This is a genomic window from Candidatus Nomurabacteria bacterium (assembly GCA_020632075.1).
Lineage (GTDB): Bacteria > Patescibacteriota > Minisyncoccia > Phycocordibacterales > UBA918 > OLB19.
Genome location: JACKGH010000001.1, coordinates 845,749 through 862,593 on the forward strand (window position 1 = coordinate 845,749; position 16,845 = coordinate 862,593).

At 48.4% G+C, this 16,845-nt stretch carries 16 protein-coding genes and 3 tRNA genes; 14 read left to right on the plus strand and 5 right to left on the minus strand.

From position 1 onward, the window contains the following. Positions 1-360 precede the first annotated feature (360 nt). The 3 genes from H6786_04105 to H6786_04115 form a co-directional block, all read right to left on the minus strand. Positions 361-1,830: an HD domain-containing protein gene (locus H6786_04105; GenBank protein MCB9816552.1), complete on the minus strand. Its 1,470-nt coding sequence runs from the start codon at positions 1,828-1,830 to the stop codon at positions 361-363. Between the two features lie 219 nt (positions 1,831-2,049). Next, a tRNA-Arg gene (locus H6786_04110) sits at positions 2,050-2,121 on the minus strand. A gap of 82 nt (positions 2,122-2,203) precedes the next feature. Continuing rightward, positions 2,204-2,812 carry an MFS transporter gene (locus H6786_04115; protein MCB9816553.1) on the minus strand — a complete coding sequence of 203 codons (609 nt, stop codon included), beginning with the start codon at positions 2,810-2,812 and terminating at the stop codon, positions 2,204-2,206. Between the two features lie 78 nt (positions 2,813-2,890). Here H6786_04115 and H6786_04120 point away from each other — a divergent pair, with 78 nt between their 5' ends. From H6786_04120 to H6786_04180, 13 genes are all read left to right on the plus strand, one after another. Continuing rightward, positions 2,891-3,559: a helix-turn-helix domain-containing protein gene (locus H6786_04120; protein ID MCB9816554.1), complete on the plus strand. Its 669-nt coding sequence runs from the start codon at positions 2,891-2,893 to the stop codon at positions 3,557-3,559. Between the two features lie 4 nt (positions 3,560-3,563). Further along, a tRNA-Gly gene (locus tag H6786_04125) sits at positions 3,564-3,637 on the plus strand. 206 nt (positions 3,638-3,843) lie between these two features. Continuing rightward, positions 3,844-4,266, plus strand: a complete 423-nt coding sequence (locus tag H6786_04130; GenBank protein MCB9816555.1) for a YraN family protein — start codon at positions 3,844-3,846, stop codon at positions 4,264-4,266. 136 nt (positions 4,267-4,402) lie between these two features. Further along, positions 4,403-4,711, plus strand: a complete 309-nt coding sequence (locus H6786_04135; protein MCB9816556.1) for a 4a-hydroxytetrahydrobiopterin dehydratase — start codon at positions 4,403-4,405, stop codon at positions 4,709-4,711. A 173-nt stretch (positions 4,712-4,884) separates the two neighbouring features. Continuing rightward, positions 4,885-4,955, plus strand: a tRNA-Pro gene (locus H6786_04140). 66 nt (positions 4,956-5,021) lie between these two features. Beyond that, positions 5,022-5,945, plus strand: a complete 924-nt coding sequence (locus tag H6786_04145; GenBank protein MCB9816557.1) for a magnesium transporter CorA family protein — start codon at positions 5,022-5,024, stop codon at positions 5,943-5,945. Beyond that, positions 5,932-6,570 (plus strand): alpha/beta hydrolase, encoded by a 639-nt coding sequence (locus H6786_04150; GenBank protein ID MCB9816558.1) that lies wholly within the window; start codon positions 5,932-5,934, stop codon positions 6,568-6,570. The genes H6786_04145 and H6786_04150 overlap by 14 nt, the downstream gene beginning before the upstream one ends. Positions 6,571-6,830: 260 nt before the next feature. Continuing rightward, complete coding sequence (locus H6786_04155; GenBank protein MCB9816559.1) at positions 6,831-7,430, plus strand: RNA polymerase sigma factor; 600 nt, start codon at positions 6,831-6,833, stop codon at positions 7,428-7,430. Next, entirely contained in the window at positions 7,427-8,860 is a 1,434-nt protein-coding gene (locus tag H6786_04160) for a hypothetical protein (protein MCB9816560.1), read from the plus strand. Before H6786_04155 ends, H6786_04160 begins: the two co-directional genes overlap by 4 nt. A gap of 295 nt (positions 8,861-9,155) precedes the next feature. Beyond that, on the plus strand, positions 9,156-10,352 hold the full coding sequence (locus H6786_04165; protein ID MCB9816561.1) for an ATP-grasp domain-containing protein: 1,197 nt from the start codon (positions 9,156-9,158) through the stop codon (positions 10,350-10,352). Positions 10,353-10,508: 156 nt separating this feature from the next. After that, entirely contained in the window at positions 10,509-11,288 is a 780-nt protein-coding gene (locus H6786_04170) for a gamma-glutamyl-gamma-aminobutyrate hydrolase family protein (protein ID MCB9816562.1), read from the plus strand. 164 nt (positions 11,289-11,452) lie between these two features. After that, positions 11,453-12,271: a hypothetical protein gene (locus H6786_04175; GenBank protein MCB9816563.1), complete on the plus strand. Its 819-nt coding sequence runs from the start codon at positions 11,453-11,455 to the stop codon at positions 12,269-12,271. Positions 12,272-12,552: 281 nt separating this feature from the next. Beyond that, on the plus strand, positions 12,553-13,665 hold the full coding sequence (locus H6786_04180; protein ID MCB9816564.1) for a mechanosensitive ion channel family protein: 1,113 nt from the start codon (positions 12,553-12,555) through the stop codon (positions 13,663-13,665). Positions 13,666-13,781: 116 nt separating this feature from the next. On the opposite strand, the gene H6786_04185 is transcribed toward H6786_04180, so the two are convergent. Both H6786_04185 and H6786_04190 read right to left on the minus strand, forming a co-directional pair. Then, entirely contained in the window at positions 13,782-14,870 is a 1,089-nt protein-coding gene (locus tag H6786_04185; GenBank protein MCB9816565.1) for a trypsin-like peptidase domain-containing protein, read from the minus strand. A gap of 844 nt (positions 14,871-15,714) precedes the next feature. Beyond that, entirely contained in the window at positions 15,715-15,903 is a 189-nt protein-coding gene (locus H6786_04190) for a hypothetical protein (protein ID MCB9816566.1), read from the minus strand. A gap of 83 nt (positions 15,904-15,986) precedes the next feature. On the opposite strand from H6786_04190, the gene H6786_04195 reads away from it, so the two are divergent. Beyond that, positions 15,987-16,841, plus strand: a complete 855-nt coding sequence (locus tag H6786_04195; protein MCB9816567.1) for a DUF4105 domain-containing protein — start codon at positions 15,987-15,989, stop codon at positions 16,839-16,841. Positions 16,842-16,845 lie beyond the last annotated feature (4 nt).

The window sequence follows — 16,845 nt, forward strand, 5'->3', positions numbered from 1 at the left end:
GGAGGGTTACATGTCAAATATTCTAAGACTCCCTCAGGCAGTAGACTCCTTTGAGCTCTATAAGCAGCTGTGGCGATCTGCATTACAGAAAGACGGCACTCTTGGTTCCGCAGATGCTCTAACGATTGCTTTTGAGAGCAACGAAGTCCAGCGGGCGCTCAGTAACCAGCAAGTTCCCGGTGTCATGCACCACAGGACTCTACGCTTTATGGAGAAAGCAGGTGTTCTTAGCAGGAAAGGAGATTGTTTTTACCTCACTCATAATGGTATAGCTACTTATGTAGCAAGGCTTCGGCGGTGTTTCTGATAAAAAAACGGCTCAACAGAGCCGTTTTCTCAATTTTGTCCTTTATAATTACCCTACCCCACGTGGTGCTCCCGAGCAATGTCCTTTAGAGCAGCTTCCTCCTCTTCTGCCTGCCTGCGCTTCCCGGCTTCCGCCAGTTCAACAAGCGTTTCTTCTGGCATTTCAAGCAACTCAAGGGCACGTTTTTCCATGAATTCCTCTGTGTTTTTACTTGCGTCATCTAAGGCTTCCTCCAAAAGAGCGTGCAAAATATAGCCAAGTCGCCGTCCTGGCTTCTCGCCCGAGAGTTCCATGATGCGGTCGCCATTGATCTTCAACATTTTGACTGAGATCGGATCACGCAGTGCTTCGTCTACCATCGCTTTGTATTTTCGGAATCGGAATGGCTGTTCCTTTGGTCGACCCATGCCAATGCGGTCACAAACACGTAAACTAAGGAGATCTTCAATGTGATCTTCACCAATTCGGGTGATCGTCCGGCGTACGGCAGCTAAAGTGATCTCGTCAGGATCAGCAAAGAACATATGCCAGCGTACTAGGTTGATTACCTCCTCAGAAAGTTCTCGTGGTAATCGTAAACGATCCATGATTTTACTAGTCATTCTGGCTCCAACTACTTCATGTCCAAAGAAGGTATACTGCTTGTTCTTGCCTCCTTCACGTCGGGTTTGCGGCTTGGCTATGTCATGAAAGAGTGCTGCCAGTCGCATGGCTAGTGAGTAGTCCTTGTCTGCGGCAGCCTGCATGGTGCGTAAAAGGTGTTCATATACGTCATATGCATGCGCTCCACCCTGTTCTATCCCTATACCAAGTCGTAGTTCCGGTAAGAACTGCTCCAGTAGGCCGAGCTTCTCCATAAAGATGATCCCCTGCATCGGGGTCGGAGAGTTAACAGTACGTAAGAATTCGCTCGCAATACGTTCGATAGAAATACGACTTAATTGCTGGCTATGTCGGGTGATTGCTGCCATGGTTTCGGCTTCGATCATGAAATCAAGTTCGGCCGCGAGACGCACGGCACGCATCATGCGGAGCGCGTCTTCTGAGAAGCGTTCATTCGCGTCACCGACTGCCTTGAGCCGTCTCGCGGCCAAATCCTCCAAACCATCGTAGTTATCAACCAGCTCATCAGTAGAAATACGGTACGCCAAGGCGTTCACGGTAAAATCACGTCGCTGTAAGTCTTCTTCAAGTGATACTCCAAATGTCACTTCATCGGGTCGTCTTGCGTCACTGTAGCCACTCTCAGTTCTATACGGAGTTACTTCGATAACCTTTAGAGAATCATGTTCAGATTCTGTTTTTATACCGACGGTACCGTAATCATTATTAGCATAATGTTCTGGAAATAGTGCTTGAATCTCTTCAGGGGTAGCGTTGGTGGTCAGGTCCCAATCCTTTGGGATTTTGCCGAGTAAGAGGTCGCGAGTGCAGCCGCCGACCACATATGCTTCAAAACCCTTGTCTTCCAGGGTTTTTGCGACTTGTCTCACTTCAATTGGAATATTTTGTGGGGTGATCATGTGCTTTTGTATTTTAGCAAGATTGTGGTCACAAATCACTAAGTATATTCAAACACTTCGTGTTGAATCTACTAAGTGTTTGCGACCCCGGCTCGACGGCATTTTGCTTTAAGATCTAAGCAAAATGCATGTCTACGCCTTGCACATTGGCACGAAAGTGACGCAGGTCACTTTCTAAATGAAAATCAGCACCCTGGTGCTGATTTTCATTTACCAATGTGCACCTGCCAGGACTCGAACCCAGAACGACTGATCCGAAGTCAGTTGTGATATCCATTTCACCACAGGTGCGTGTGTGGCACAGCGGTTGTATCGCTGAGTGGCACTATCATACGGTGGATATGACTATTTGGCAATGGTTTTATCGCAGTAATCACCGTCGCAGCAGAATCTTACTTGCCCAGACCAGTGAGGCAGCGCCAATAACAGAGAAAGAAGCCATGACGTAAAATACAGCATCAAAACTAAAGACCGCTGCAATGTAGCTGCCAACTGCTGCGGTGATCGCTGCGCTGAAATCGGCAATGGTCTGGTACGCGCTCCACTCAAAACCCTCTTTCCCCTCATCAATTGACCTTGTGAATACTGCATACCAGGTTGGGTACGATGCTGCAGATAGAAGACCAAAAATGAATTGGACAGCGTAAAGCTCGAGTACTGTATCGATCATGCTGTAGAGAAGCGCAATAATTGCAAAGCCAAACGTGGCAATGAGTAGAATGATCATGTCATCCTTCTGCCCTTTCCATCGATCGATCAAGATGCCGATCGGTAATTGTCCAACACTACGAGTAACAAGGTAGACAGCTGTCGCAACACCAACTGTTTCAATTGTCGCCCCCTGAATGAAATCTGTGATAAACAACGCAAATATAGGTGTGATCAAGCCGAGACCGCCAATAATGAAGAAGTCAGAAACAATAAACAGCCTGATGACGGGGTTAATTTCCCGTAAATTGAAAAGTGATGGGGTGCTTTGCATAGTACGAAAATGATACCACGGAGATTTGTGAATTGTACAAATCGAACATATGAATATAGTATATAATATACATACATTATGGTTCGAAATCAGGAGAAATACGATCAAGCGCTGCAATTACGTAAGCGCGGTTTTACTCTACAAGAGATAGCAAAGTACTGCGATATCTCTAAGTCTACTGCCTCAAAATGGTTGCAAAATAAGGCTTTTTCGGATCATGTTACTAAGCAAAATAGGAAACGCGCCGGTGCTGATAATGCCAAGCGACTACAATTAGTGAACAAAGCTCGTGGTGGAGAACGCAAGGCTCGCTACGCCGAAGCTGCGCGTTCCGCTGCAGTCGAGTATAAGCACTACAAAAAGGATCCACTTTTCATGGCTGGACTAACGGTGTACCTATCTATCGGAGATACGAAGGATCAGCGGTCCATTCGTCTCTCGAGTGCGAGAATGCCAGCACATGCTGTGTTCGTACGGTTTGCTAGAGAATATTTAGGTATAGAAAAGAGTAGGGTCCACATCTGGCTACAGCTCTATCATGGTCAAAGTGAAGAGGTGTGCATGAAGAAGTGGCGTACTGTCACCACGCTTCCCTACAGTCAGTTTTATAAAAATCAGGTTATTAACTCCACTGCCTCTAAGAAAACATTGCATTATGGCGTTGGAAATACTATAATCGGCAGCACAGTTTTAAAGCGTAAGCTCACTGAGTGGGTAAAGCTTGCAGAAAAAGAACTGATAAAATAACGATGCGGCCATGGTTAAGTGGTATAACGTGGCCTTGCCAAGGCTAAGTCGGGAGTTCGATTCTCCCTGGCCGCACCATAATTGTTCTATGTGAAAAGCACCTGCATCGCAGGTGCTTTTCACATGTGGGTAACTGTGGATAAATGAGTGGATATGGGGATAAAGGACAATCCACAGGTCTATCTTCCTAATGTCTTTTATTAAAGACTGTTATAATTAAAGCCATACAAGTATGTGAAATGTGTTTACTACGTTTCACGTGAAACAGTTTGACATAGTTACACATGAAACAAGGAGATAAGCGAGGAGCAAGGAATCAGATCGGTGCATATGGAGAGAAACTCGCTGAGAATTACCTTTTAAAAAGAGGCTTTGCTATTTTGGATACAAATTATCTTAAAAAATGGGGTGAAATTGATATTGTTGCACGTGAAACTGGTGAAAATGGTATGACTGTAAGGTTTGTTGAGGTAAAAACAGTTTCATATGAAACAATGTCTGCACTACAGGCAGCTATTTCACGTGGAACGTGGCGTCCGGAAGAAAATGTGCATCCTAGGAAGATTCAGCGCATAAATCGAGCGATTGAGAGTTGGGTCATGGAACATGAGTATGGTGGCGACTGGGAAATCGACGTTATTTCGGTTCGAATTGTTCCACGTGAAAAATACGGTACTATAAAATACATTCCAAACATTATTTTGTAGTTGCGTTTCATGTGTAACGCGTGATCACTAGCTATAATTTTTTGCAGCGTGCGTGCTGCTTGGGCATTTCACATGAAACACTGTACGAGTGTTCCACGTGAAACGTATTTTGACTGCATGCTAGAATATTGTCTGTATGAAACAAGTACTAATTCTTTCAGAATCAGTGATCACTGAAGCATTGACCAATTTGTCTGACTGGCGCCTCGAAGACGGTAAGCTTATGGCAGAGTTTACACTGCCGGATTTTGACACTGCAATTGAGCTTGTGAACAAAGTAGCAGCAGTTTCACGTGAAATGGACCATCATCCACTTATGACCAATGTGTATAATCGTTTGCTTTTCTCATTATCCACGCATGGGGTGGGAGATAGAGTGACTCAGCTTGATCTTGATCTAGCACATCGAATCTCTCTGCTGATCAATGAGGATATCACGCAGTAGCACACTCGCATTTTTTGAGAAAGAATGATATATTTTGCGAACTTTGATCACGTTTGTGATTAAGTCGAGTGATTCGCGTCTTGTGTTAGTGCAGAGTCGCGAGGGTGTAAACAGAAGTTTTCACCCCTCGTTCGCAGCTTAAATAAAAGTAAACTTTTATTTACCTGCTCACTCGGGGTGTAGCATAATGGTAGTGTACACGGTTTGGGACCGTGTGGCCCGGGTTCGATTCCCGGCTCCCCGACATACTGTCTATGATCACGTACGGCCGGCGCCGAAGGCGCCGGCCGTTTGTGTTAGGATACTGTCTATGATCACGTACTTTTTTCGCACGTTAAAGGATGCTGAATTTAAGGAAATCAGCGAACTCCGCAATGGAGTATGGATACATGCGGAAAGTCCCTCTGAAGCAGAACTGCTAGATTTGGCGAAACGATTAGAGCTCGATGTGGCCATCTTGGAGGATGCGCGGGACTTCTTCGAAGTCCCGCGCCTCGAGCGCTCACACGGCGTTACGTACTTCTTTACTCGCTATCCGTATAACGAACCAACTGAAGATATCGATACGGCCCCGCTGCTTATCGTGATGGGGGAGACGTTTGTGCTGACGATCACGCTGCGGCCAGTTCCGCAGTTTGATGCTATTTTAAAGGGTAAAATCGAAGTGCATACGACCCAGAAGACCAAGTTATTCATTCAGCTTATGGAAGTTATCACGCTTTCGTTTGAGCGGCAGCTTATTTCACTACGTCGAGCAGTGCATAAGGATCGGGCAGAACTCCGTGCGATCGGTAACAAAGAGATCGTGCGATTTGTAAACTATGAGCATCGGCTCAACGATATGGTAGCCGCGCTTTTGCCGACCAACGTGGCCTTGCAGCAAGTGATGCACGGACAGTATTTTACGATTCGTGAGGAAGATAAAGAGTTAATGGACGACCTCCGTATCGACAATGTGCAGGCAGTTGATTCGGCTCGAACACTTCTAAAGACCCTGCAGAATGTCCGCTCAGCTTCTGAGGCAATTCTGACCAACAATTTGAACAACCGCATTAAGACACTCACAGTATTGACTATCTTGCTCACGGTACCGACGATCGTCTCGTCACTCTTTGGGATGAACGTGCCGTTGCCACTTGCAGAACAGCCGTATGCGTTTGAAGTGGTGCTGCTCGTCGTGGCAGTATTGGTGGCTGGGGGAGTGTGGTACTTTAAGAAACATGAGTGGTTCTGATATGAAGCAGCAAATTTTCTATATTCACGGGGGTGACGCGTTTACAAACTACGATGATTTTCTGCAGTTCTTGCGTGATATACCAGTGCGCGACCTGCCGGGAGTAGAATCAAAGCCGTTTTGGAGCAAGACAATCTGGGAGGAATTGACCGCTGAGGGCTATGAGGTGTTTGCGCCAAGTATGCCAAATAAGCTCAACGCCAAGTATGAAGAGTGGAAGATCTGGTTCGAGCGACACTTTGAATATCTGCGCGATGATGTGATCTTGGTGGGGTGGTCGCTCGGTGGGTACTTTTTCGCCAAGTACCTGGCTGAGAATGAAACACCGTTTAGGATCAAGGCGCTATTTCTATTAGCACCCTTGTTTGAGAACGAAGCGGCTGAAGGTGATGGTGATGATGGGGGAGATTTTGCCTTCGATACTAGCTTGGCCGGGAACTTGTCTAAACAAGCGCCTAAAATATACCTCTTTCACTCTAAAGACGATCCGATTGTGCCATATCGACACTCGGAAAAGTTTGCGGCGGCGCTCCCAGACGCTGAATTTATTACGTTTGAAGACAAAAACCACTTTTTGATTGAGGAGTTTCCGGAACTTTTGGTGAAGATTAAGGAATTGGGCTAGAAAAAGGCGAAAAGTCAATTTTGGCTGTACTTTGCGTAGGGTGGGGCAACAGCGGGGATTTTCCGGAGGAAAATCCCCGCATAACTAACTATTTCAGTGCTTAAACACCGGCACCGATTTCGAGCGTCCGCGGGGGATCAGTGCCTAAGTTGCTCTGTGAACATCGGAGCGTGTGAGAAATTGGTGTCGGTGTTGCTGTGCGACATATATCCCTGAAAGAAAGTGCTGTTTGCTCCGTCTACGTATATAATGGTCCATACATGGCAGGGAAGAAACCGACTGACAACGTAAAAGACCAGGAAGCACGTTTTTTGAAAGCTTTCGATGAGTATCATGACGCACTCTTTCGCCATGCGTATATGCGAGTGAGTAATCGTGAGAAAGCGATCGATCTCGTTCACGATACGTACACCAAGGTCTGGTCGTACATTCGCGACGGTTATGAGATCGAATCATTTCGGCCGTTTTTATACAAAGTGCTCAACAACAAGATCGTTGATGAGTACCGCCGGAAGAAAGAAGCTTCTCTTGATGCGATGCTTGAGAAGGAAGGAGTAGATGAGGGCACGTTTGACGAACTGACAGAAAGTTCGGTAGAGGTACTCGCGGCTACCATCGACGGGCGCAAGGCCTTTGAACTCCTTGAAGAACTACCTGATCAGTATAAAGAAGTGATCATATATCGCTTCGTCGATCAGCTAGGGCCAAAGGAGATCAGTGAGTTGATCGAAGAAACGGAAAACGTGATCTCGGTTCGACTCCATCGAGGACTGAAGTTGCTCCGACAAATGATCGAAGCGGGCGATGAATACGCCGAAGAACGTCGCAAAGCTGCGGCAAAACGAAACCAAACCAAATGAAACGATTCAGCGAACAACTACATAAAGAAGCACAAAAGTCTGTAAAGCTGCAGGCTGCTGAGCGTGATGAGCTGCGAGAGCGGTTGGTTTCCTATATGGAGTATCATCCATTGCCAGCAGCAATGAAGGCTTCAAAGCAAAAGCAAATAATGCCGGAAAGTCTCAAGACCGAAGCGTTTGCAACATTTTCAATACCGTTTAGTGCTATTTTTAAATCTTCAGCTTTTGCTGCAGTTGTTTTGCTGGTTGTGGTGCCGATGATGGCTGAGAAAGCAGTGCCTGGTGACACATTGTACGCAATTAAAGTGCAGACTGAAGAACTACGCAGCACGCTGACGTTTGATGGCTACCAGAAAGTCGAGTGGGAAACCGAGCGGCTCAATCGTCGTATTGCAGAAGCACGTCTCTTGGCGAGTGAAGGTCGTTTGACCGAAGAAGTAGAAGCTGAAGTGGCTGAAGCAGTGCGCACTCACTCTGAAAATGCCAAGCGTGAGATCGCAGAGCTTTCAACCGAGGATGCTGACGAGGCTACTTTGGCTACCATTGCGCTTGATACAACACTTGAAGCACAGTCGACTGCGTATAAGGGAGAGGAAGACGCGGCCGGCGCAGATGAGGCTATTGCAAAGCCGGTGAACTTGATCGCAGCTGCGCTCGATGAATCACGCACCGCGCCGGCCGCATCTTCATCGCTACCGGCTTACGATAAGCTGATGGCTCGCGTGGAGATCAATACTACTCGCGTGTATGAACTCCTTTCCTCACTGCGTGAAGTAGCGCCTGAGGAGCAACTTACTGATGTTGTGCGCCGGATTGAAGACCTTGAACGTACTATCAAAGCAGCTACAATCGAACGTGAAAATGACGAGACTGTCGCTCGTGAACACTTAGTAGATGCATTGCAGCGTACTCAGAAGTTGATCGTGTACATGACTGAGATCGAAGTAGTAGAAACAGTCGATATCGAAACATTGGTACCGGTGGTGTTGACTGAGGAGGAAGAAGTAGCTCAGATCGAGGCTTGGACAGTTGAGGTTGCTGCTTTACAGGTAGAGATTGATACTCTGGCAGAGCTGGTCACTACTGAAGCAGTCCTTGAGAAAGTTGCGGTGGCATCTTCGACACTCGGTGAGCTATCTGAGCAGATGGCTTCTTCAACCGAGGAATATAGTTCATTCAAGCGCTATGCTACTGAAGCATTGGCTCTTGGAGCTGATACTATTGCTCTTCTTGAGCGTGAACTTGGCTCAATCGAACTGCCTCCGCTTGAAGAAGACAAGGCTACTACCACTGATGAGGTAGCAAGTTCTACTGAAAAAGTGATTATTGAAGAAGAGATCGCAACTGGTACAGAGCCTGTGGTGGTTGAAGAAACAGCGACTGGTACCGCGATCAGCAGCGAAGAGACGACAGTTGACACTGAAGTGTAATCGCGTATATTTACTTTTATGACAACACAGACAGCAGTCCTCCGAGTTGAAAATCAGTCATGGTTTTTCTTCTTTATGCTCGCACTCGGCGGGGTTAGTTGGACTGTGTTATAAAATCATTCTCCAGACTAGCGGCCCGCTCGAAGAGCGGGCCGCTTTTGTTTAGGGGTGTTGGCCGGTGAGAATATTGAAGTCCTTCAATGTTCTCACCGGCCCATACGGACCGGAACATCATTCGCTGCAGGGCCACGCTGGAAGCCTGCATTTGTTCATTCACAACTCATGGGAGAAACTCATGGAATACATCGGTACGGCTGATGAGGCCTATGTGGTTTTCGATGCTGGTCCGGCTCGTGGTCTAGAAACAGTGTTCGATATGTATCCTGGTCTCAGCAATGTGACCGGGCTGCAGTACTATCCGCTTCGCACGCACGTGCTGTCGCGGCCGGTTGACTACAATCGTCTTAGTCCGCTGGTGCGTGCGATCTACCATGATCTCATTGCACACTTTGCGGCAACTGGTACGCCAGTTGCTGGAGCAGATCATATTGTCTGGAGCGACGAGGTCGGGGCGGTGTTTGCACAACATCCAGGACTCGATCTTTGTCCGTTCCAGTTCACTCCGAAGATGCGAGTCATTCGGGATGATCCTCGGTGGTTGGAAGTAGTATCGCTGTACGAGCATAAGGGCCGCTTGGCTGACTTATGGCAAGGACAGGGATTTACACCACCATCGGTAGCGGTCTACGGTCAGTCTCGCAAAGAGGCTGCGCTAGACGCGTCTGCTGTCTGGGAATACCTAGGAAAACGTCCTGGTCGGCTCAAGCTGGCCTACGGTGCTTCCGGCGACCAACAGCCAAAGTTTAGGGCTTTGTCGCAGCTGAAGAAGCTACTCAAGGATCTGGCTTGGCAAGATGTCGACTTTGTCATCCAACGCGATGTTGGGCAAGTAGAGATCAGTGTGAACTATTACATTGATGGAGCAGGCAAGCTCTACTGCTTGTTTACCACCCTGCAGCAGATCGAAGACTCGAAGCATGTCGGTAACATCGAAGACTACACCTACGAGCACGCCGCTCGCGCGATCACCGACGTGATGGCACGAGACGCACTTGATCGCGGGATGAAAGGCTTCTTCGGCTTTGACTTGATGGTCGATCGCAGGACTGGTCGGGTTTGGGTCATCGAGTGCAATGCTCGCGTGACTGCTCCGGTCTACGGCTGGATCTTGGCTCGGAAGCACGGTGTAGCACGCTTTGGTGTCGCAACGGTCAAGGGTGTCCAAGGGAACACTATCGTTGACGCCCTTCATCCAAGCCTCTGGTATTCCAAGACGCAAGGGAAGGGGATAATCGTCTTCAACCCTGGCCCGATTCCGCTTGGTGAATACCAAGGGGCCGCCTTAGCTCCAACGCAGGAAGGAGTCATTAAGCTGCTCGCTGACGCAAAACAGACTGCGACTGCTCCGATTGCACGGGTGTCGTTTGCCTAATGATGGGCGGGCCACAAGTGGCCCGCCCGTATTCACCACTTCTCCCCTAGAGTTTTTACCAAGACAGGTTCGCCTGTCTTCAGTCCTTAGTCTGGAAACTAGTTTTGCACGTGTTTCTCGGCTGAGATCTGAACAATACATTTATAATCAATACTTATGAGAGCAAAGATACTAACGATCCAGTTTCGGGTTAATCCCGCATCGGTTGCCCAAGAGCAAGCGTCTATTCAGCGTGAAGCTGGAGTGTATGCTGAGATCGACTTTATAAGTGCACTTGATGAGTCAATCAACTGGAATGATCCAGCGACACTGATGATCCCATATCAAGGCCTTATTTTAGGCGGTTCTGGAGAATTCGATTTTGATGGCAATCGCGCTGCTGATGACCCGGCTCGGACCACTTCATATGATTTTCTTGAACGTTTGCGACCGCTGTTTGCCTTTCTTTTTGAACATGATCTGCCGACTTTAGGTATTTGCTACGGGCATCAGTTGCTTGGTGCATTTGCTGGTGCGCAAGTGAAGTACGATGAGACACAGAAGAAAAGCTGCTCGCATGAGATCAAATTGATGATCAATAAGCACGACTATTTCTTGTTCTCGGACTTGCCAGATTCATTCCAGGCACACTACGGCCACAAGGATGCGCTGGATCGTGTGCCGGAAGGAGCGGTGCTCTTAATGAATGGTGGCGATGAGTGTAAGGTTTCAGCCCTGAAGTATAAGAATAATATCTACACCACGCAGTTTCATCCAGAACTTACGTTTGAGGACATGGCAGAACGGATCAAGAATTCACCGGGCTACTTGCCGGAAGGGGTGTTGGCGGAAGAGGTATTCAAGGATGATCCAAATTCAAATAAGATCTTGCAGAACTTCGGTAAGTTTGTGGCTCTGCAAGTAGAAGGACCAGTAACGGAGCCAGTGGCTTCATAACGCATAACCATGACATCCGCACGTAACATCTGGTGGTGGCAAAACAAAGCTGTTTGCACAGCGAGTTTTGCTTGGTGATGTCATATGTATCGTTTAGTAAACCCCGCTGTGTAAATGCACAGCGGGGTTTGTTCTTTCTACATCCATTCTCAAGGAGAATACAAATGGTGTCATACAAAGAGTTTCTGGCCAAGTTCACCTTCAAGCCAGAGCGGGCATTTATGGTTGGCGTAGAGCGCGAGTGCTTCTTGCGTCAGGTCGGGTCTGGGATCATCCAGGATCAGGCAGCGGCTGTGCATGCGCTCATGGAGGCAAGTCCATATGCAAGGCACTTTAGTCCCGAACTGTCGGCTTGTCAGTACGAGTATAAGACGGATCCACTGGCGATCAGTGATCTCGGTGAGCAGCTGGAACTGCTTGAAGCAACGCTTCAACAGCAGCTGGCAGAGATCGGCCTATACGGGGATTTCACTGAGGTGGCAGAAGAAACCATGCCACTGACGGTGTATCCGAACTCGCGGTATCTGAAGATCGTGGACACGCTGCCGACTGAAGTGCTCAGTGCGGCCTGCCGTGTCGCGGGGACGCATGTGCATGTCGGTATGCCTAATCTGGCTACCGCGATCATGATTTACAATCATATTCGTGATCGAGTGAGGCAGCTTCGTGAGCTCGGAGATCACTCAAATGGCGCTCGGTTGCGTCTCTATGAAGTCGTGGCGCCACAGTTCGATCCGCCGTTGGTTGCAGGAGAACGTGGACTGTACAAACTTGCGCTTGAGCGTGGGTTTGCTCAAAACCCACGTGATTGGTGGTCGGAGATGCGAATCACTATCTACGGTACGATCGAGTTTCGGTCGTTTGGAAGTACACCATCGGTGCCTGAGATCGAGAAGTGGGCGCGGTTTTGCCGCCAGTTGTGTCTCGACGCACGTGAATCAATCTCTCGAGAGTTGAATAGGGGATGGTGCTGGGGCATCTGACCAGTGGACGCGAGCTTTGCTCGCGTCCTTTTTTATGCAAAGAGAAAAGCCGCTTCGGTCCCACCCGAGCGGCTCTCCCCAACAGAATTTGGGAATAATGCATTAATCCATAAAAGAACGTTTCCACCCCGACAAGACATGTCAGTATTTTGCTGCCGAGGGAACGAACATCATACGGCTCTTCTGGTGGCTTGAAAAGTGAAGGGCTGTGAATAGTGCAATATTTGCTCAAATGTCAGAGTTTGGTAGGGTAGGAACATACTAATGTAAAGATTTTAGGCATGTTTGATCAACTTTCGGCTACCGCCATTACATCCTTTTTGCCAGAAATGATGTATGACCTCCCGTACTTTGGGGAGACTGATATTCGTTTATTTGTAGCGTCAGGGCTGACTTTTGTAACACTAACGGTACTGTTTTGGGTGATCAGGCAGGTGGTGTTGGTGCGAGCGAAGCATTTAGCGCAAAAGACAACGGGTTCGTTTGACGACACGATCGTGCGCGCAGTAGAGGGTATTCGGGCATGGGTGTACACGCTAGTAGCGCTCTACGCCGCTTTGCAGTACTTCACGTTGCCAGAAATGCTCGACAAGGTCTTCATGGGCGTGTTCATTTTTGCGCTTGTTTGGCAGGCAATCGAAGCTGCCATGGTGTTTCTTGAGTACTTTGTTTCCACGTTTCTTGAAAAAGATGAAGATGGTGATGGAGTGGTAGATCCAAACGCAGCCACAGCTTCGCATATGGTAACGCTCATTGCTCGCATCGTGCTTTGGGCACTTGGCATCTTGTTTGTGCTCTCAAACCTCGGAATCGAAGTGACATCCCTTCTCGCTGGACTTGGGATCGGTGGCATCGCGGTGGCGTTTGCGCTCCAGGGCGTACTGAGTGACCTGTTTGCATCGTTCTCGCTCTATTTCGATAAGCCATTCCGGATCGGCGACTTTATTGTGATCGGTACTGACAAGGGAACGGTAGAAAAGATCGGTATTAAAAGTACTCGTATTCGCACCTTACAAGGTGAAGAGTTAGTGGTTTCAAATGCGGAGCTGACGACTGCTCGGGTACAGAATTTCAAGAAGATGCAAGAGCGACGCATTTCAACGCAGTTTGGGATCACCTATGAAACACCGCAGGAACGCGTGAAGGAAGTACCGGGGATTGTGCAGCGTATCTTCGAGGCACAGCCGAAGGCGCGACTGGATCGGGTACATTTTGCGAGCTTCGGCGACTCAGCGCTGATCTTTGAGCTGGTGTATTACGTAGAATCGTCTGACTACACTGAATTCATGGATATTCAGCAGGCGTTTAATTTTGACTTGATGGAGCGTTTTGCGGAACTTGGTATCGACTTTGCGTATCCAACACAGACGATCTACACCAAGGCGGTTGGGTAGAGGAATTGTGTGAAGCGCCCGAACTACACTCAGGGAATTAGCGACTATGCACGGGAGGGTTTGGCTGGGGCGCGCAAGGAGCGTAATGAGTCGAGTGTAGTTCGGGCGCTTTTTTGTTACCTTGCTGCCTGCTGCAACAAAGTCAGTAGAAATGGCGACAAGGTTTCAGCAAAGATCTCTGCGCGGTAGCTGAGGTTGCCGCCGAGGTTCTGCGCTAGACTAAAGCCGGTTTCTTGCTGAATGGTGCGTTCAATATGTGAGAGCGTGATAGCTCGTAAGCTGCCAGCCCCATCAGCTTTATCGTTGCCACGAGTTACGATGATACCGATCACCGCGCCGTCTGCATTGAGCACTGGGCCGCCAGATGCGCCTTCTGCGCCGACCTCGCTACCACGGATAGCGATCACATCAGCGTAGTTAGAGCCAAACGTATAGAGTTCAGAAATAGTGGTGGTGGCGCGCTTCGGAATAAGATCGACACTCGCACCACGTTCGATCAGGTCGTGGGCAGGGTAGCCCGCTGCCAGCACGGGTTGCTCACGCATGGCGAGAGAAAGCAGGTTGCTGTCGAAATCGAGTGCAGGGAAGCGTGCTGGCAGCGGGCTATTATCAATAGTGTCGTTCACGTAGAGTAGCGCGTAATCTCGCTCGCCAGTTCCCATCGGCACGTTGTCATTCACGACAGAGGCATTTTCTTGCACCCAGGCTGGTGGTAGATAGAGTAGTTCTGCGGTGTAGCGTGGGGCGGCTGGATTGCCGTTGCGGATCACACAATCAGTGGTACCTGTTTCTTCTGTTTGTTCCATCAACAAGAATTGAGCAACATGAGCATTGGTCATAATGACACCGTCTGGATCAATGAAAAAACCTGTTCCCGTAGTAGTGCGAATGTATGTGTCGGTCGTGAAGGTACAAAATATATTTACGATTGCTTCAAGTGGCTCGCGGGTCGTGGCACCAGAAAGGCTGGCTGCCGCACCAAGGGCAGCTTGCTGATAGTCAGCGCTTTGGAGCAAGATATCAGGGATCAGCTGTCCGATCCGGCTTGGAAGAGAGGCAAGCCCAGTGGGCACTTCGGCTGGAGTTGATACGATCACGGTCTCTTCTGGGGTGACAAACCATGACTCGACCGCAACAGCGAGAGCGTTCGTAATGGTCATGTAGCCAGCCAGGATGGTTACGAGTACATCGGTGAGAAAGTGCATGGTGATTTCAGTATAGCACTTAGCGTTTTCAGTGCAGACCAAAACGTGAAAGAATTGGGGAAAGTATTGACAAAAATATTTTTAGTAGTTTAATGTCTCATGAGTGGCAAAAAAGTGCAGAAACAGGTTGAAAAACAAAGCTGGTTTGCGCTATAGTCACGGTAATGCCAGCCACTTGACCGGCAGTGTTCATTTTTGAAATGTAGTAATGGGGAGAAGAAAATGTCTTCGGAAGAAAACAGTGCCCAAATGGGGGCCACGGTACACCAAAGGGATTTCGAGAGTCGCCGCCATCAGTTCCAGCAGCAACAGGGGGTGCCGAAAGATCACATCACCTGTGTCCAGGCGTCCCAGTTCGCGGTTGACTATGGTGATATCACCGACGAGGACCCGAATGTGCCCAGCGATAACTGATACGGGCAGATGATCTACTAGCCGGCAAGCGCACCCAACGTTTGCCGGCAATAATTTTGCCTCAAAAAAACTTGACAAATATTTTGAAGTGTGTATAATATTGCACAGTTAGTTCATTCCAGTTTCTGGGAGTGCGCTTAGAAGACGAGTTAGAGAACTAACTTGCTCCGGAATCGACCCTGCGCTTGCGCTGTCGAATTCGTCAATAGCTGCACCCCATCGGTTTGGAAGGTAGAGTGCTCAGCTCAGCGACCCATTTTTGGGTACCGCCCGCGTAGTTTACGTCCGACGCCTCCTGCGATCAGAAGATGTGGAACATCTTCAAGAGCGCGGTCGAGTGCACGGCGTATCCGTGTGAAATTTTCACCCCTACGTGTTGAGCCTCCCTTCCTCCAAATAAAGCCCGTCTCTTACGAGATCGGGCTTTTTCTTATTTCGAGCGGAGAATATAGATGTAAAACGGAATGGTGCTGAGTAAGAACAGAGCACTAATTGCGAAAAAAGCGTATTGATATGACGTTTGTTCGATCGTAAGACCAAGCAGGAACGTAAGTATACCGCTGAATACATTTTTAAACTGTCCTTGGACTGAGAGAAGGGTAGCTTTGATCTTGCTCATAGTACGTGAAATAAACCAATACTCAATGGACTTGTCTGTGCAGAAGCGAGAATTCTACTCTACATATTGAGTACAATGAACAGATGATATGGAAGCGAATGGGGAAGTGGCTTTTCTATGTCTTGGCCGCGTGGTTGGTAGTGTATGTGATTTTGGTGATCGTCTTTCGACCATCGCATGATCGTGATTGGGAGCTCGGGCATGAGCAGCTGCCGCATATCATCTACAGTGCGACTAGCTCGCTCGTGACCATTGAAAACTACCGCAATTTTGAATGGACTGATGTCATGGCGGCTGCGGTGCGGTACGAAACGCGTACGTTTGACCTAGATCAGATCACTGGCGTTGATGTGTTCATCTCGCACTTTGATGATTTTGAAGGGTTGGCGCACATTTTCTTGAGTTTTGGATTTGCTGATAGCGAGCCGGTGGTGGTCTCGCTTGAGACACGCCGGGAGTTTGATGAGTCATTCTCGCCGCTTCTGGGTATTTTGCGACAGTTTGAGATCATCTACGTGGTTGGCTCGGAAGCAGACATTGCTGGTGTGCGTACAGGCCACCGTGGTGAGCGGGTGTATTTGTATCCGACCAAGGCGACCCCAGAGCAGGCGCGTGATCTGTTCAATGAACTGGCGGCAGACATAGACGATGTGTATGTGCAGCCGCGTATGTACAACACGCTCACACATAACTGTACCAATGAACTCACTCGACCAGTGGAACGGATCTCAGAGGTTGATTTTCCGATCACGTGGAAGACGGTGTTACCTGGGTACTTTGATGAGATATTGTACGAAATGGAGCTGATCGATACATCAGCCTCATTTGTGGATGTGAAGCGACACAGCTTGCTCAATAATGACGAGTTGGATGAAAGTTCTCCGACCTACAGTGCGGATATGCGCTTGCAGATTACTGGTGTAAACAAAGACCAGTAGAGTT

What these genes read in the sequence shown, in the direction of transcription:
- H6786_04105 (MCB9816552.1), bottom strand. Translation starts at nt 1,830, where the DNA reads ATGATCACCCCACAAAATATTCCAATTGAAGTGAGACAAGTCGCAAAA.
- H6786_04115 (MCB9816553.1), bottom strand. Translation starts at nt 2,812, where the DNA reads ATGCAAAGCACCCCATCACTTTTCAATTTACGGGAAATTAACCCCGTC.
- H6786_04120 (MCB9816554.1), top strand. Translation starts at nt 2,891, where the DNA reads ATGGTTCGAAATCAGGAGAAATACGATCAAGCGCTGCAATTACGTAAG.
- H6786_04130 (MCB9816555.1), top strand. Translation starts at nt 3,844, where the DNA reads ATGAAACAAGGAGATAAGCGAGGAGCAAGGAATCAGATCGGTGCATAT.
- H6786_04135 (MCB9816556.1), top strand. Translation starts at nt 4,403, where the DNA reads ATGAAACAAGTACTAATTCTTTCAGAATCAGTGATCACTGAAGCATTG.
- H6786_04145 (MCB9816557.1), top strand. Translation starts at nt 5,022, where the DNA reads ATGATCACGTACTTTTTTCGCACGTTAAAGGATGCTGAATTTAAGGAA.
- H6786_04150 (MCB9816558.1), top strand. Translation starts at nt 5,932, where the DNA reads ATGAGTGGTTCTGATATGAAGCAGCAAATTTTCTATATTCACGGGGGT.
- H6786_04155 (MCB9816559.1), top strand. Translation starts at nt 6,831, where the DNA reads ATGGCAGGGAAGAAACCGACTGACAACGTAAAAGACCAGGAAGCACGT.
- H6786_04160 (MCB9816560.1), top strand. Translation starts at nt 7,427, where the DNA reads ATGAAACGATTCAGCGAACAACTACATAAAGAAGCACAAAAGTCTGTA.
- H6786_04165 (MCB9816561.1), top strand. Translation starts at nt 9,156, where the DNA reads ATGGAATACATCGGTACGGCTGATGAGGCCTATGTGGTTTTCGATGCT.
- H6786_04170 (MCB9816562.1), top strand. Translation starts at nt 10,509, where the DNA reads ATGAGAGCAAAGATACTAACGATCCAGTTTCGGGTTAATCCCGCATCG.
- H6786_04175 (MCB9816563.1), top strand. Translation starts at nt 11,453, where the DNA reads ATGGTGTCATACAAAGAGTTTCTGGCCAAGTTCACCTTCAAGCCAGAG.
- H6786_04180 (MCB9816564.1), top strand. Translation starts at nt 12,553, where the DNA reads ATGTTTGATCAACTTTCGGCTACCGCCATTACATCCTTTTTGCCAGAA.
- H6786_04185 (MCB9816565.1), bottom strand. Translation starts at nt 14,870, where the DNA reads ATGCACTTTCTCACCGATGTACTCGTAACCATCCTGGCTGGCTACATG.
- H6786_04190 (MCB9816566.1), bottom strand. Translation starts at nt 15,903, where the DNA reads ATGAGCAAGATCAAAGCTACCCTTCTCTCAGTCCAAGGACAGTTTAAA.
- H6786_04195 (MCB9816567.1), top strand. Translation starts at nt 15,987, where the DNA reads ATGATATGGAAGCGAATGGGGAAGTGGCTTTTCTATGTCTTGGCCGCG.